Origin of the sequence: Paenibacillus sp. OV219 (assembly GCF_900110075.1) — a bacterium.
GTDB lineage: Bacteria > Bacillota > Bacilli > Paenibacillales > Paenibacillaceae > Paenibacillus_Z.
Genome location: NZ_FOCJ01000009.1, coordinates 124,136 through 141,107, shown reverse-complemented (window position 1 = coordinate 141,107; position 16,972 = coordinate 124,136). Strand labels below are relative to the sequence as shown.

The following is a 16,972-nucleotide window of genomic DNA, read 5'->3' as shown; positions in this document are numbered from 1 at the left end:
ATCCACGTTCCCTCTCTATCGTCTATTTCGTCTGCGAGATATGCCAGCAAACACCAGCTGGATCAACGAGGTGAACCTCACGTTTGCCCCATGGATAATCCATCGGCTCCTTCGCCCGAATCGGGTAGAGCCCCGACTTCGCAACCGCTTCAATCCGCTGCCAGCTATCGTTCAAATCCTCGACTTCCAGCTCCACCATCAGATTGTTCTGCATCTCCTGATTGTGATAATTTTGCAGAAAAAACTCCTGCTCACCGCTTCGGAAGATACTCAGTCCGCTGTCGGAATACCCCTTCTCAAAACCCAGCTCTTCAAAGAAACGCATTGCAAGCTCATAATCTTCACCCGATGGAATAAAGGGTCTTAATTTGACTGCCTTCATCGTATTCGCCTCCCCCTAATCAATTAAGCCCAGACTCGCTTCAACCAGTCCAATGCCACCTTACCCGATATTTCGTGTTCACCCTCGAACAGGTCGAGCACAATTCGTTCTTCCACTCCGAGCAGCCGATACACATTCTGAAGTTTCTCATATGCCTCAATAACAGCATGCTCGGGGAAAATCGGATCGCGGGTTCCTGACTCCAACAGCATCGGCCGCGGTGCGATCAGCGCGAGCAAATCCGGCATCTCCGCCACAAGCGATAGCCCCGGAACGAAATTGTCGATGCAATGCGAAATCGAGAGAATGCTCGCCTGGAACGTATTCGCAAAGCCACTTACAACGGTAGCCGAGATGCGGTCATCAACAGCGGCCGCGAAGGAAGCAACGAGCCCGCCGCCTGAGATGCCCATAGCGCCGATACGCGCAGCATCGACATCCTCGCGAGTGAGCAAATAATCGACGCAGCGAAGCGTCTCGTAGACCCGATGGCCAGCCATCGTCTGCCCCATCGCGAGCAGAAACGTCGACAGCCGGTGACAGGAGCTCCACTTGTCCGCGTCCTCAGCCAGCTTGCGGTCGCCGAAGCCAAGCAGCTCGGGAGCAAGCGTGAGGAAGCCTTTCTCGGCAAGCTGCACAGCAAAATCCTTCTCATACCCCGGGTCGCCCGTCCGCGTCGTGCCGTCCTCATTCAACCCGACAATATCCTTGCTGCCGTAGCCGTGACCATGCAAGGCGATAACCGCCCCATCACTGGCTTGATACGACTTCGGAATCAATACGTACACCGGCATATACATGCCGCCATAGGTTTGAAGCTGAATCCGCTGCCGCGTATAGCTTCCGCAATCCACCGACTCCAGAAGCTCAGGCGCAAGCTCCGCCGCTTCATGAGGGAAACCTCCGAGCAGTTCTACGAACCGACTGCGCAGCCGGTCCCTCCACTCCTGCCATTCCTCAGGTGTCTCTGCTGCAAAACTCTCACTTGGCTGAACCCGATTATAGAATGACTCCAAATACTGGTCTGGATTCCACATCTTTAAGAAAGACTCCGAATACTGGTCTGGATTCGACATTTATAGCTCCTCCTTTGCAAATAGCGCTTCAGCACGACTACGACTTAGGACTACGACTGCAACTACGACTGCACACTTACAACCATTTTCGCGAAACCATAGCTGAACTCCTCCCTGCTCCAAATCAAAAAAAGCCGCCTCCCGACCACATGATCGGGAAACGACTCGTTAGCAGCAACCACTGCTTACCATTCCAAGCTGACAGCAATCCCCTCTGGCGCGCCAGGGTAACGAAGCAGTACCGTGCCTGATGCAGCATCGTGGACGCATTCCGCAGCCACACCGCCTGCAATCGCGCGAACCGGCTCGCTTGCGACCACAACTCGCGTGCTGATCGTCATATCTGACGGGGATTCAGATACAAAGGAGAAGCGGGAAGCCTCCAATTGCTCATCACGAATCTTCGATGAGCTAACGATGATTTCAGCCAAACCGCTACCTGCTGCCAAGCTGCCAAGATCATACAGTAAGCTGTCATCGCCCGGCGCGAGCTCTACTGTCGTAAGAACTGGAAGATCGGCCTCGAATAGATCGATAAACGATCCTTGCAGCACCACGTTCCCACGCCCACTGTCCGAAGCGCCCTCCGCATCAAGCACATGGGTAATCAGATACGGTCCGCGTTTAATCTGGAGCGCCTGATTCTCCTTGTAGTCGCTCTCCTCGCCGCGAATCGCGAGCGCATGGCGCACATGATCCTGCACGACTTTTGCACCCTCGGCAGAACGCGACAGCTCCGTCGGATGCTGGCGCAGGAACAGCACAGCGCCTTCGCCCACTTTATGTTCACCCTCGGTCAGCTCGCGTCCAAGACCGAGCGATTCGAACAGATGCTCCTCCGGGCGTTCGTACGTCCGGCGAGCACCAGCGCGGTTCCACCACTCGTTTACGCTATGGAATGGATCTGAACCGTCGCCAATATAGATGAGCACGCCACCTTCTCGTACCCATTGCCCAATCGACTGATGGATGCCCGGATGCTCTGGCTTCATAAATTCGTAGCTGAGCAGCAGCACGCGGTATCCGTCCAGATAGCCCGGGAATGTGAGAATATTATCGAGCTGCACCGTGCGAAGCGGAACGCCGCTCTTCACCAGTGGCATCGCAATGCCGTAGAAAGCCGAGAAGTCGAGCAGCTCCTGCTGCGGTGGCGAGAGCAGGTCGGAGGTCGTCGTCCCGTCGTATTTGAAGACAGCCGTATCTTCCTCTCCTTCCGGAATAACATCTCCCCGCTGGTACATCGCGGAGTTCGCGAAGCAAAGCCCGATGCCGGACGTATAGCCCTCTCCTGCCTGCTCTTCTTCATGATTGTGCATATCCCGCAGCACTTCCATCACCGTAAGGAGCACAGTCGCATAATGGCTAGGAATCGTTTCTTTGTCTACAGCTTGCCTCGGGTATTCCAACGAGAATACGCGCCAAGGCCACGGACAAACCTCATACTGCTTCACCTCCGGGTGGAGCAAAGAAGCGACGACGGTGGACTTGTAGTTCTTGCGGTAATCGCTCCACTTATAGCGCGGATTATCTTCGATTGGATCGTGCAAATACCACATTTCCCGACCTGTGCCGCGTGTAAGCTCCTGCATATTGCCGTATTCGAGGTAAGCAGTCTCGAAAGTCCGCTCGCGGCGTACGCCTTGATACACATTCGCCGTCCGCGCTGTGCCGGTCCAAATCTGCGCAATGAAGCCGTCGCAAGACGGCATCGACACGAGCAGCGCCTCCGGGCTAATAATCCGCCACTGCGTATAGTTAATCAGGCTGTGCGTCGGCACATAGAAGCGAACGGTGCGGCCGTATGTAACGAGCGCATACTCCTTCATCTGGCTGCACAGCCGATCCAGCGCCCGATAATACATCTGCGCTTTCAGCTTCGATGCACGGTATTGCGCATCAGGAGATGAATGCGGAGCGATCCATTCTTCGCCATAGAAGTTCAGCCATTCGCGTTTGAAAGCGTCCGAGTAGCCTGCTGCTGCCCAGAACTCCGGCTCTTCCATATGGATCGCTTCGACGCCGCAATCAATCGCCTTCTTAATGAATGTCGCCAAATATTCGGCAAAAGAAATCGTCGGCACCATGTAAGGAACGTCCTTGCCATGGAGCAGATGGTTGCCCGCGCGGTCCTTCTGCGCTTCATCCCAATGGTCCCGCCCGTCGAATCGACCGAATAGATAATCCTGATACTCGCCCCATGAGACACCCGTCATAAGATGGATCGTATAACCGGCCTTCTTCCAGCCCTCAATGCGGCTCGGCAAATCTTTTGATATCCCGTACACCATGACAAAATCAGTCCGCAAATCATACTTCGGCCCATATGGACGTGACTCCTGAAAGCCGGTCCATTCGTTCCTCGCCTTCTTCAATTGCCTCATTCCTCCCTGGATCATCGTCATTGCAGCTTCATTTTCGCACATCTGGTTAGTATATATTTAATATATATTAATTTAAGTAAAAATAATAGACTCAATCCCATTTTATCCACAATACTATTGAACTAGCCTATAAATTCAGCTGTAACTTCCTGATAACCTTTGTCGAAAGTATTGAAATTTTTATATAGATTATATTAAATATATACTGTAGTTCAAAGTTCAGCCGACTGAGGAGGTGGACGAACGAGGCAAGAGCATTGGAGCTGCAAAATTCCGCTAAGATGAGGTGTGCAACTTGATCCGAAGAATCGCTTCAATTAGTCTTGCATTGCTATGTACCGTATCCTTATCGCTCGGCGCATCTGCCGCTGCCAGCAATCCGGAGCAACAGACAGCAAGTGATAAACCGTCCGCTTCCACCATCTCATGGCCGAAGCAGCAGGAATTACCTACCTTCGCCAAGGTGAAGCAGCTGGAAGTCGCCGACGTGTACGATGCGCCTGGAGATATTAAGCTACTGATGGCTACGCTGCAGGGGATCGTGAACCGCACGGAGCCTCGGATTTATTTGATCGAAAATAAAGAAGAAGGCAAGTTCACTTGGCTGAACGACCTCGACGTCCCATACAAGGTGCGCGACAATTACTGGGACATCGTCAAGAAGTTTGCCCAAGAAGCAAAAGGCATTATCGTCTATGATCCAAAAGTAGCCGATTCCATCAACGTCGCAACAACAATGGCAGGGTTGAAAGGCGCTGTCGTGGCAAGTCCTGAGCTGGCTGCCAAATTAACTGCCGCTCCTTACAATTTGAAGGTGCTGGATGACCTTGGGGGCAAATTCAAGGATCGTCTGGATGCCTACACGTGGGCGTATGAGAACCTGTGGAGCCAAACATCGCACCGGATGCTGGTCGGCCTAAGCCCAGACACTTCCGTTAAGCTGCCTTCTACTCTTCCACCGTCATTCAAGACGATTGCGCAAGACACGACGCAAGAGCGTGATGCGAAGAACCGCAAGGTATACGATCTCGACCTGACGAGCTTCCTCGGAAACTCAGATGTCTACCTGCGCTTCGACGACGCGTTCACACAGGACGGCTGGGGTACGGCCGTGCATGAAGTGACGGTTCAGGCCGACGGCCAGACAATCGCACACTTCATTCCGGGCACTGCAGACGAGACGCCTTTCCTCTATGATCCGCAGAGCTCGCAGGTCTCTTCCGGCAGCGGCGGTCATCGCTTCGCGGACAACGGACGCTATTTTGTTTATAAGTTCACGCCTCCTGCCGGCACGAAGCAGCTTACCGCGTCGGTGGATATGTGGAACCAGTACAAAGTAACCGCTGGCAGCGAACAGCCGCCATCCTCGCAGCAGCGTGAGTCGTACGGTTATCTGCGCGATTATGCGGTCGCGAACAAAGCGATGGTCGTCTGGCTAGACTCGAACGTGCCTGAGCAAAAGGCGCTGTTCGAGCGTATATTGTCTGGCGTAGAGCCAGGATCGCCTTACCTCGGCTGGTTCAGCAACGATGTCGATGGTGAATTCAGCGGCACCGAAGTGACGTCGAATCACAGCGTCTACGTGCTCGCGGCAGACTGGTTCAGCAATATGACTGTTTTCTCCGGTGAGAAATCCGTCGCAAACAATGCGAAGCCAGCAGCAACTCCGAAGCTCGCGAACAAAATCTATGTCACTTACACGTTCAGTGAAGGCGACAACCTGCAATACAACCAGCACCGGATGCGCATTCTGTGGGATGATCCAAACCGCGGTAAAGTGCCGATTAACTGGACATCTAGTCCGCTTCTCGTTGATGCCGCGCCTGTGATGCTGGACTACTTCAAGCGCACGGCAACCGCGAACGATCAGATCATTGCAGGGCCATCCGGCGCAGGCTACTTCTACCCGGATGCATGGCCGGAGAGCACGTTCTCCACGTTTATGAAGCAGTCATATACGTATTTGAAGAAAACCGGCATGACCATTCCTTATGTCCTGAACCGGGTGGATGGCCAGAACGTGCCGCTTAGCGAATCAAAAGCGAATTCCTATGTGAACGACCTGCATGTACAGGGGCTGTTCCAAAGCTGGGAAGGTAACTATGGCGTCAAGATCCAGCAGGGTAAACTGCCGGTTTCGACGATCCAAGGCATCAGCACCGCCCAAGATGGCAAGAACATCCTGGCAGCTGCAAAAACGAATTGGGACGGCAAGTCGCCACTCTTCGTCTCGCTCGGTCTGTTGGCATGGAGTATGACGCCTACAGATGTCGTAGAGATGAGCAAAGCGCTTGGCTCCGACTACCAAGTCGTGCGCGCCGATCAGTACTTCTCCCTCATTCGCGAGGCGAACGGTCTGTCGCACTAAGCTTTCGTTTGAACGAACAGCAAAGAGGCTGGAAGCCGTCATTTGAGATGACGGCCTCCAGCCTCTTCTTGTCATTTGAACTCACCGAATGTTACTTACTGGCGAAGCTGCGGCAGCTGCGTGAACAGCATCGCTACAGGCAGATAAGCTCCGGAAGCGACGGTGAACACGATGTCGACTGCTTCCTCTTTATCGCCGGTCCGATACAGCACGGTAGCCTGCGTATTGTTCCTCAGCGATGACACGGTTACGAGCTGGCCATTAATCATAAATGCCCCCGTATACAACCCACCGCGCGGATTGAGCGAGATCAGCGTATGAGGCGCAACATGAGACAGGTGCATGCGGTACAGCACGCCGTAGTTGCCTTTGTTATACTCCAGATTTCCTGTCGTCTCGTCAATACCGTCGAGGAATGGATCAATGACCATATCGCCGATCTTCACCATTTCCGGCGTATTGCCGAGTATATCTGAAATTTCAATGGTACGGTCCGCGTTGTAGAAGGTGCCTCTAGTGTGAATGCCATCACGAGGCATAACTGGCAAATTCGGTAGTTCCGCGACAGGGTCCTTGCCTACTGCAGTGACGACAACGGTGTACTGCAGCTCCTTGTCGGAGAAGATATCCGCGTACGAGCTGAAGGATTCGTTCGGTTTGAGCGGCACCTTGGCAATATCGGGCAGGATCTCCCTCGTCTCGCCTGGTGCAATCGTCGTCCAAACCGGCTCCGGATTGGTCGCGAGCGAGCTCAGGTAACGAGAGGTGGACAGCTTGCCGGCAAGCTCGGGCGAGGCTGTCGGTCCGCCCATGCCAATTGCGGCCTTGTTCACTCGTGCAGCTGAATTGCCCATATTCGTTGCGAGCAGATGAACCGTAACGGAATAACCGATTTTATTGACATTATGGAACATGAACCGCACCTTGCCCGTCATCTGAGCATGATACGCAACACCTTCCTGCAGAAGCGTCTCAGGGCTGTTGCTCCGAACCATCTGGGCAGGCTCCGATTGAATCGTATACTTGTTCGTTGCAAATTTCAGTACAGCTGAACCGTCGATTGAATAGATGTCGCCCGGTGCCGTGAATAGCCGTTCATAATCATCCTTCGTGTAAAGCACTTCGTTCGTTATCGTAACCATCTTCGTAACCTGCGTCTTCATGCCATGATTATCTTCGACTTCCAGCATAACGGCCTTGTCGCCCGGCTCGAAAAACACTTTGGCGTTGCCCGTGAACGTACTGTGGACAATCGCATTCTCATCGTCGGTGCTGATGTCGGTGTACGTAATATTTTCGCCAATCCGGTACTGCGTCTTATCTGTTGTGAAGTCCGCGACAGGCGGCAAGTTCGGCGCCTTGACCGTTACAGTAACGCTGTACGGATCACTCCACACACCGTTGCTGTCCTCAACCTGTCTTGTGACGATATAAGTGCCAGCGGTAGGGAAGATGTCCATCCGGTTCTCCCATCGCTCGTCTACGAACGGCTGTCCTGTTGCATTTGTCCCATGATCTATATAGGTAACCATCGTTTGTTCGGCATAGATCTCAGTAGGCTGTACTTCGAACTCTGCTGTTGGCTTCGGCGGAATGACGATGGACGACCATTTCAGCGTAATCTGCTTGCCAACGACGGCAATTGTGCTGTCCGACATCTCGCCCCAAGAGCGAAGCGGGACCATCAAGTATCCCTTCGATACGAAGGTTGGACCAGCGAGCTTCGTCTGAACGCCATCTCTGGTCGCCACGTCGCTGCCGATCTTGAATACAAGCGTATGCTGAGTGCCTGTCGCGATGGACTCCTTCGTCTTCGCATTGTACGAGATTTTGTAGCCATAGCGAGCTGCGATTGAACTAAACGGGAGGAACGTTCTGCCGTTCAGACTAATGACAGGCTGAGCGGACTGATACGTGCTGCCGTTATGCAGCATGTTCGTGCTTCCGATTGTCAAATCCAGTCTGTCCGTTTGCACGGGTACATTGATGCACGGAACTGGTGTTGTTCCTGGATCCGGTGTTGTTGTGCTTGGATCTGGCGTTGTTGTTCCTGGATCTGTTGTTGTGCTTGGATCTGTTGTTGTTGTGCTTGGATCTGTTGTTGTGTTCGGATCAGTTGTTGTGCTTGGATCTGTTGTTGTACCTGGGTCTGTCGTTGTACACGGGACTGGCGTGCCCGTATTTATGACGGACGTTGTGTCCGTGCTAGCCGATCCCGCTGCAAAAGCATCCCCTGGTACTGTGGTAGCGATTGGCAGTACTAAGAGTGATAAAATTGATAAGATCAACATCCATTTCAACGATTTCATGCTCCGTCTCCTCTACTCGCAAAACTTCTTTCGAATGTGTTCCCCGCAAACGTGATTTGGAAATTCATAACCAGTACAGATCATTTGACGCAGCATCTACCTGTTAAGTTGCAAAAAACTGGGAAGTGACATATTTTAGACACATTTTCGGGTTACCCCGTTGACAATGTTTGGCGGCTAATGATACAGTGGCACATATATTCGATGAACGGAAAGGAGGGTTACGACATGAGAAATCGGCGCACAGCACGTATGATTCATTTTACTCGCCATGCAAACTTCACAATGGACGTAACCCTCGCGCAAACGGGCGTTAATTAAGCGAAGCATTCTCGCTTGTTAACGGAAGTAGGTGCATGGTTACGGCAACGTAATCGTGCGCCTTTTTTATTTTGCATCCGGCTTAGCTGCGGCAGCTCTCACGCTGACACGCAGCCGGCATGCAGGATGAGGCGTATCGCTTACGGCGGTAGGCCTCTTTTTTTGTATCGATCTAAGCTGGAAAGGTTGTTGATCTACGTGTTTGACGTATTAAAAAAATTAAGCTGGTTTTTCAAAATGCATTGGAAGCGTTACACGCTTGCTCTTGTGCTGCTTACGATCTGCGGTATTTTTGAGGTTATACCTCCGAGAATGATCGGCTACGCTATCGACAGCATCGGCCAAGGCACGATGACGCGACAGAAGCTGACGGAGCTGCTGCTCTACTGGGCAGGCCTCACTGTCATCGTTTATCTCATCACTTATGTCTGGTGGTCGCAGCTGTTCGGCTCCTCCTTCATCCTGGAGCGCAAACTCCGCTCGCGCCTTATGCGGCATCTGCTGAAGATGACGCCAACCTTCTATGAACGCAATCGCACCGGTGACCTGATGGCCCGGGCGACGAACGATATTGGCGCCGTATCGAATACAGCAGGCTTCGGTATTCTAACGCTGGTCGATTCTACCATCTGGATGGCGACCATTCTCGTTATGATGGCAGGCTTCATCAGCTGGAAGCTGACGCTTGCGGCGATGCTGCCACTGCCGGTGCTTGCGCTTGTTATGCAGCATTTTGGCAAGAAGATTCATGAACGGTTTACGATTCAGCAGGATGCCTTCGGCAAGCTGAACGACCAGGTGCTGGAATCCGTCTCTGGCGTTCGGGTCATCCGTGCGTTCGTGCAGGAAGATGCGGACCGCAAACGATTCAGCGACATGACCGATGAGGTGTTCCGCAAGAACATCGAAGTCACCAAGATTGATGCACTGTTCGAACCTACGCTCAAAATTCTCGTCGGCATCAGCTATTTAATCGGTCTCTGCTTCGGCGGATGGCTCGTGTTCCGAGGTGAAATTTCCCTTGGCGATATGGTCTCGTTCAACATGTTCCTAGGTATGCTGATCTGGCCAATGTTCGCTATCGGCGAGCTTATCAACATTATGCAGCGCGGCAATGCCTCGCTCGACCGGATCAATGAGACGCTAGGCGTGAAGCCGAACGTCGTGGATGCGAAGTCGCCGGTGCAGGTGCAAGTGCCGGAATCGATTGAGTCCGAAGGGCTCACCTTCCGCTATCCGTCCTCTTCAATCGACAACCTAGTTGATATTAATGTAAAGCTTACGCGCGGTCAAACGCTCGGCATCGTCGGCAGAACAGGCAGCGGCAAGACGACTTTGCTTCGTCAGCTGCTTCGTGAGTACCCGATGGGCCAAGGCAGCTTGAAGGCTAGCGGTGTACCGATTACGAACATCGAGCTCGACCAGATCCGCAGCTGGGTCGGCTATGTGCCGCAGCAGCCGATTCTGTTCAGCAAGACGATTCGTGAAAATATCGCTTATGGCGTTACAGACGGTACGATGGATGATGAGCTGCTAGGCAAAGCACTGGAACTGGCTGCCTTCCGCAAAGACGTGACGTTCCTGCCAGACGGTCTGGAAACACTCGTTGGGGAGAAAGGCGTTGCTCTGTCCGGTGGACAGAAGCAGCGGGTCAGCATTGCAAGAGCAGTCATCGCGAACCCGGAAATTCTTTTGCTGGACGATGCCCTCTCGGCAGTCGATGCCAAGACAGAGACTGAGATTCTGGAAGGACTTCGCAGGGAACGAGCAGGCAAGACGACGCTCATTACGACGCACCGTCTCTCCGCCGTGCAGCATGCGGATTGGATTATCGTGCTGGACGAAGGACGAATCGCAGAAGAAGGCACGCATGAGCAGCTTCTTCTGAATAATGGCTGGTATAAAGAACAGTATGATAGGCAGCAGCTCGCTTCCGTGGTGGAAGAATAAGGCGTGTAAGTGCCCCGGCTGCAGACTTGTATGAGAGATAAGGAAACGAAGGTGACACCTACAATGGGCAATAACGGAAAACGATTATTTCAATATGCATGGCATTACAAACGACCGATTCTGCTAGCGCTACTGCTACTTGCACTCGCAATCTCCGCGGAGCTGGTCGGACCTTTTCTCGCCAAACGGATGATTGATACGAACATTATGGGCATCGAGAAGCCATGGTACGAGAGCAAAGATAACGGACGCTATGACGTAGCGTACAACGGCAGCTATTATAAGCGCGCCGATCACTGGAAGGATGGCGAGGCGTTGGGCCGCGAGGTGCGTGTGCTGCAAACCGGGCTTACGTATTATTTTGTCGATGCGGCTGGTGTGCCTGACAAGGGTGCACGTAAGTTCGCGGACGGCAAGCTAACGCTTACTTCCGAGGATGGCAGCAAGCAGCAATACCCTGCCGCTCTGCTGAGCCGAGATGAGACCTATCACTTCTATCAGCCGGAGCTGAGGAGTATGATTACGCTGGCTGCTGGCTATGTCGGGATGCTGCTCATCGGGGCGGGGCTCGCTTACGGACAGAAGTTCCTGCTTCAAGTGTCAGCGAACCGCATTGTACGCAAGATGCGCAATGACGTGTTCCGGCATATTCAGGAGCTGCCGGTGCAATACTTCGATAATCTGCCGGCAGGCAAAGTCGTCGCACGGGTGACGAATGACACAGAGGCAATCCGCGAGCTGTATGTTTCGGTGCTGGCGAACTTCTTCTCCGGCATCATCTATATGACCGCGATCATAGGCGCTCTGTTCCTGCTCGATGCTCGGCTTGCTCTAATTGCTATGCCGCTGCTGCCGATTCTGTACTTCTGGATCATTATTTACCGCAAATATGCGGGTGGCTTCAATCATGTCATTCGCTCGCGACTGAGTGACATCAACGGCATGATTAACGAATCCATTCAAGGCATGCCGATTATCCAAGTGTTCCGCAAGCAAAAAGAAACGATGGCGGAGTTCGACGTCATGAACGACGAGTACTTCAAGTATCAGAACAAAATGCTGCTTCTGAACTCAGTGACGAGTCACAATTTGCTGAACGTGTTTCGGAATGTGATTTTTCTCACGGTCATCTGGATGTTCGCGGGCGGCTGGTTTGGGACTGCTGTATCTGTCGGCGTCCTCTACGCTTTCATTGATTACATGAACCGGATGATGCAGCCGATCGTCGGGATGGTCAATCAATTGTCGAACCTCGAGGTGGCACGGGTATCGGCGGAGCGCGTATTCGCACTGTTGGATGAGCCGGGCATTCCGGTTTCTGAACAGCGGATAGCGCGTTATAAGGGGAATGTTGCTTTCGAGGATGTTTCGTTCGGCTACAAGGAAGGCGAAGATGTGCTGAAGCAGATTAGTTTCAAAGCGAAGCAAGGTGAGACGGTCGCGCTTGTCGGTCATACCGGATCGGGCAAAAGCTCGATTCTGAACCTGCTCTTCCGCTTCTACGATATTGATATAGGCGTCATCACAGTTGACGGCACCAACGTTCGCGACATGTCGAAGCAACAGCTGCGCCAGCATATGGGCATTGTGCTGCAGGAGCCGTTCCTCTTCACCGGCACGATCGCCTCAAACATCAGCCTGGACGACCCGGCGATTACGCGGGAGAAAATCGAAGGAGCGCTCCGCGACGTCGGCGCGTACGACATGTTCATGCAGCTGCCTCACGGACTTGATGAGCCTGTCATCGAGAAAGGAAGCACGCTGTCCGCAGGTCAGCGGCAGCTCATCTCCTTCGCGCGTGCGCTCGCCTTCGATCCAGCCATTCTGATCCTCGACGAAGCGACCGCGAGCATCGACACAGAGACCGAAGCGATTATCCAGCAGGCTCTCGATGTGCTGAAGCGTGGACGCACGACGTTCGTCATCGCGCACCGCTTGTCGACAATCCGCGCGGCGGATCAAATTCTCGTGCTCGACCGCGGCCGCATCGTAGAGCGCGGCAACCACGACGAGCTGATGGTGCACGGCGGCAAGTACTTCGCCATGTACCAGCTGCAGCAAGGCGCCGCGGTTAGCGCCTTGGCATAAGTTAGGAAATGGAAGGGAGAGCCCCGTTGTCGTTGGGCTCTCCCTTTTTTATCCCCTAACGGGCGCGAGAGATCATATACGTTCTCTCAGCGACTGAAACTCTCGATTCTCGCGACGAGAGATCATATATGTGCTCTCAGCACCGAAATCCCGCGTTTTCGGGTACCTGCGGCCAACGAGAGATCATATACGTTCTCTCAGCGACTCGGAACGCTCTATTCTCGCGACGAGAGATCATATATGTGCTCTGAGCCTGCGACACGCGCTCCCTACCACTATTCCATAACCGACTTAAACACTAACGGAAGCATGATCATGAACACCGTCCCCTTCGCACTCGTCTCCTTCACGTCCATTCGTCCGCCATGATCCTGGACAATTTTGTGTGAAATCGCTAAGCCGAGTCCTGTGCCATGCCCTTTCGTTGTGTAGAACGGTTCAAATAGCTTCTCCTTCGTAGCTTCAGACATCCCGGTCCCCGTATCTGACAACTCGATGCATGCCTGCTTATCCAGCTCATACACCTTGACCCCGATCTGTCCGAGATCATCCATCGCATCAATCGAGTTTTTGAACAAATTCACGAGCACCTGCACAATCTTGTCTTTATCCACTTTGACGTATAGCAGAGCCTCCGGATACTCAGCGCTGAGGTGATGCCCTCTCCGCTCAATCTCCGTACCCATGATGGAGATGGCACGCTCGATGCAGGACTGAACGGATTCTACTTTCATTTGCGACAGATTCGGCCTCGAAAATTGCAAAAACTCAGAGGTGAGCTCACTCACTCTTGTAATCTCGTCCATAATCAACGGGTGATATCTTTCGAACTCCTTATAGTCGTTCTGATAAGCAAGCTGCAGAAACCCTTTAATGGTGGTCAGCGGATTGCGGATCTCATGGGCCATTCCCGCTGCGAGCTCTCCGATAACCTTCAATTTATCCGCGCGAAAGAAGTGTTCGTCTCGCTTCATCCAAATTTCCTTTTTCTGCAGAAAAAGCTGCTTTTCCACATTCTCTATCGTCTCTTCCGTTGTGCATCCGTTCGAAAATGCATAGGCGTAAATGATGTCCAACTCAGATGATTGCTTCATGATACGATCGATAACCTGTTTAATATGTTCTTCAGCTGACGGTGCATCTGCATACGTCATCGCGATGGCGAATTCGCTCCCGCCATAACGCGATACAATAGCAGGATTAAAGTGGCGTTCAAGCTGAACGGCAATATCCTTCAAGCTGCTGTTCGCTTGCTCATATCCATGCTTGAAATTAATAACTCGCAAATCCTGGCAGCTCATAATGATTAAACCAAACTCACTGTGCTCCTTCATCTTGCTTAAGGCTCTGCGGAATGCGTGATAATTGAGCAGTCCTGTGAGCACGTCTTTTTTCAGAAGCTCGTCGTTTAATTGCTCGAGGCTCTTCTTCTCGATTTCTTTGCTCTTAATGAGCCATACCAATGTGACAAATACGAGCGAACTAGCAAGGTCGGATAGCGTAACGAGCACGGAGTACCCATTCGTTACCGAATAGGAGAAGCGGACAACACTGTACAGCGTCATAGTGAGAAGCGCATGAAGAAGTGCTCGTAGCAAATTTTCGCTGCGTGTGATCTGTCTGATCAGCAATATCAAATACATCGTCAAGGACCAGTTCAGCTGGCTCAGCCAATGAAAGAGGACGAGCATCGCAATTTGGATGTAAATCTGCTTGTTGTTCATTTGCTTAGCATTTAGCGACATATACACACCGACGCCCACCGCAAACATCAGATAGGGATGACTTGTCCGATCGAGATAGATGGAGGAGATAGAAATAATGACGAGCAAGACAGGAAGCAATATTCGAAAAAGAATGGTGTTGGCCATGACGTTGTCACCTTTGTCCTTAAGATAGAATGTTCCCGTTACATGCAAAAAAGACAGCCGTTTGTTATGGACGGCTGCCTGAGCTAAGGTGTCTGATCGTGTGTCCTAATTGATGAAGAGAGCAAGGTATGCGAAAAGCATTAGTGGGAGGCTCAATAAGAACACCCCCTGATCTGTCTGCTTCCATCTTATCACATTTTTAGTAAGCAAATATAGTTGATAGAGAGGGAGAGCCATTGAAGGCTCCCCCATCTTGGTAATATGGAGACCGTTAGCGATCATCGAGTATCGGCTTGTGGCGACATCAGCTGCATGATCAGCTAAACAACCTCATTCAACCACTTCAAAACAACCTCGAACAGTTCCTGCCGCTTGCCTTCATATCCGTGATCAGTTGATTCAATGACTAGACTTTGCAGCTTTGACGTACCCGTGCGCTCAAATGCTGATACCAGCGGAGCATGCATGAAGTTCACAGGTGTCAGCACATCCTGAGCTGCTCCAACCAACAAGACTGGCTTGTCTGATAGACTCTGCGCACGGTCTAGTAGATTCCATTCCGATCCATGCGCCAAAATTTCATCACTCATCATCTGGACGGTAAATTGCCCAGAGACATAAGATGCTGGTTCAGCAAGTCCCGCCTCAAGCTGGGCTCTGCTTTCTGCCTGAAGAAGAAGCTGCGCCATCATGCCAAAATTAGCACCAGAGAGGGAGCAAACAGCCGCGATGCCACTATCCGCCGCAATCGACTGCAGGGCGATAAAGCCGCCAAAGCTATGTCCGACAAGCGCGATGCGCTCACGATCGATCTTATATTTTGCCGCCGTATCAGCTTGACGCAAGAAAGCTAGAACTATCCTCGCGTCCTCCAGGGCATGAGTAATCGAGAATTCCCCTGTGCTTCCCCACAACCCCCGATAATGGAACACGACTGCTTGATAGCCGGCATGCTGGAACTGCGCTGCCAAATCATAATTTTGCTGAATACCTGGAAACCCGTGCAGAAGGATGACGGTTGGAAAAGGCCCTTTGCCTCCGGGGCTAAAAATTCTTGCGACAATATACCCGTCCTCTGCGGGAATTTGAATAGCGTTCAACTGTGGCGTTTGATGCTCATATGTATGGGTCAAAAATGTTCACGTTCCTTCTTTATGGAGTGTATAGTGGGTAATCCATTTGCTATCTTCCACTACTATTCGCTTTCCCCATCTCTCTTCCTCCCGCTCTCCACCCAAATCCCCAGTAATTCACTAAACATTAATTTGCAAGATGCGACTATACTGGAAGGACAACATGATTTCACTAGAATTGAGGTGTACTATGAGCAGTACCACTACACGTACCTCTCCCACTTCCCCTCTTATCGCTCTGCTATACAACGAGGAGACCGGGCTGTATCACAGCGACTTGCTCACGTCGTTCATTCAATGGAAGCTAGCCGATATGCCGCGTGTTCGAACCAAATTTACAGTCGTGGCGATTGAAATAGACCAAACAAGCGAGCTCCCTGCTCTGCTGCATACAAGCAAGCTGATCGCAAGCCATCTGCGCAATACCGATTACCTGTTTGCTACTGAGCAACCGCTTCGATACATAGCAGTGTTGATGCATACCGGCTTTCTCGAAGCAGAATATCTGTTCCAACGAATCTACACAGACTTCCAGAGCTCATCTCATGAGCAGCTTACGGCCGGAATGACGGAGGTCGTCTATTCGACGACAACCTACGAGGACATCCTGGAAGCAACTTCGGTGGCACTAACGCTGGCACGGGATAAAGGTCCTTTCCAGCTCAGAGCGGTACCTGTCGCCACCTTGCCTGATGTGAGTACGATAAAAGTATCTATTATTGAGGACTCGCCGATTGCGCAGAACATTCTCATCAACATGATGCAAAATCTCTCGCTGCCGCATATGGAGTTCCAAATTCGCAGCTTCCATGACGGAGCCAGCTTCGCGGAATCGGACTGGCATCATTCCGGGCATATGCATCTGATCTTCCTAAGCGACATCCTGCCGCAGCGCGACGGCATTGAGGTGCTGAGTGATCTACGCAGCATGCCGAATGCAAGCAAGTACATTGTCATTATGCTAGGAAGCCGGAACACGGAGCATATGACAATCTACAGCCTGGAGCATGGCGCAGACTACTATATTGCGAAGCCGTTCAGCATCAAGCTTCTTGAAGCTAAGGTAAAGCGGCTTCTGGAAAGGCTGAAGTGA

10 protein-coding genes are annotated in these 16,972 nt (G+C 52.1%); 4 read left to right on the top strand and 6 right to left on the bottom strand.

What is annotated here, in order from left to right; all coding sequences use genetic code 11:
• Positions 1-22: 22 nt before the first annotated feature.
• The 3 genes from BMY11_RS21410 to BMY11_RS21400 all read right to left on the bottom strand — a co-directional run bounded on the left by BMY11_RS21410 (position 23) and on the right by BMY11_RS21400 (position 3,830).
• Positions 23-382, bottom strand: coding sequence for a VOC family protein (locus BMY11_RS21410; protein WP_090581064.1), 360 nt, complete (start codon positions 380-382; stop codon positions 23-25).
• 23 nt (positions 383-405) lie between these two features.
• Positions 406-1,458 carry a dienelactone hydrolase family protein gene (locus BMY11_RS21405; protein ID WP_256217682.1) on the bottom strand — a complete coding sequence of 351 codons (1,053 nt, stop codon included), beginning with the start codon at positions 1,456-1,458 and terminating at the stop codon, positions 406-408.
• Positions 1,459-1,643: 185 nt separating this feature from the next.
• Entirely contained in the window at positions 1,644-3,830 is a 2,187-nt protein-coding gene (locus tag BMY11_RS21400) for a hypothetical protein (RefSeq protein ID WP_371262905.1), read from the bottom strand.
• A 304-nt stretch (positions 3,831-4,134) separates the two neighbouring features.
• Here BMY11_RS21400 and BMY11_RS21395 point away from each other — a divergent pair, with 304 nt between their 5' ends.
• Positions 4,135-6,207, top strand: a complete 2,073-nt coding sequence (locus BMY11_RS21395; RefSeq protein ID WP_090581058.1) for a GxGYxYP domain-containing protein — start codon at positions 4,135-4,137, stop codon at positions 6,205-6,207.
• A 95-nt stretch (positions 6,208-6,302) separates the two neighbouring features.
• Here the strand turns inward: BMY11_RS21395 and BMY11_RS21390 are convergent, their stop codons facing one another.
• Positions 6,303-8,516, bottom strand: coding sequence for a copper amine oxidase N-terminal domain-containing protein (locus tag BMY11_RS21390; RefSeq protein WP_090581055.1), 2,214 nt, complete (start codon positions 8,514-8,516; stop codon positions 6,303-6,305).
• Positions 8,517-9,035: 519 nt separating this feature from the next.
• Here BMY11_RS21390 and BMY11_RS21385 point away from each other — a divergent pair.
• On the top strand, positions 9,036-10,787 hold the full coding sequence (locus BMY11_RS21385; protein WP_090581382.1) for an ABC transporter ATP-binding protein: 1,752 nt from the start codon (positions 9,036-9,038) through the stop codon (positions 10,785-10,787).
• Positions 10,788-10,850: 63 nt separating this feature from the next.
• Positions 10,851-12,875 (top strand): ABC transporter ATP-binding protein, encoded by a 2,025-nt coding sequence (locus tag BMY11_RS21380; RefSeq protein WP_090581052.1) that lies wholly within the window; start codon positions 10,851-10,853, stop codon positions 12,873-12,875.
• A gap of 275 nt (positions 12,876-13,150) precedes the next feature.
• On the opposite strand, the gene BMY11_RS21375 is transcribed toward BMY11_RS21380, so the two are convergent.
• Positions 13,151-14,746, bottom strand: coding sequence for an ATP-binding protein (locus tag BMY11_RS21375; protein ID WP_090581049.1), 1,596 nt, complete (start codon positions 14,744-14,746; stop codon positions 13,151-13,153).
• 320 nt (positions 14,747-15,066) lie between these two features.
• The gene (locus BMY11_RS21370; protein ID WP_090581046.1) at positions 15,067-15,879 is read right to left on the bottom strand and encodes an alpha/beta hydrolase family protein; all 813 of its coding nucleotides are present in this window, start codon (positions 15,877-15,879) and stop codon (positions 15,067-15,069) included.
• Between the two features lie 190 nt (positions 15,880-16,069).
• Between BMY11_RS21370 and BMY11_RS21365 the strand changes: the two genes are divergently transcribed.
• Positions 16,070-16,972: a response regulator gene (locus tag BMY11_RS21365; protein ID WP_177182756.1), complete on the top strand. Its 903-nt coding sequence runs from the start codon at positions 16,070-16,072 to the stop codon at positions 16,970-16,972.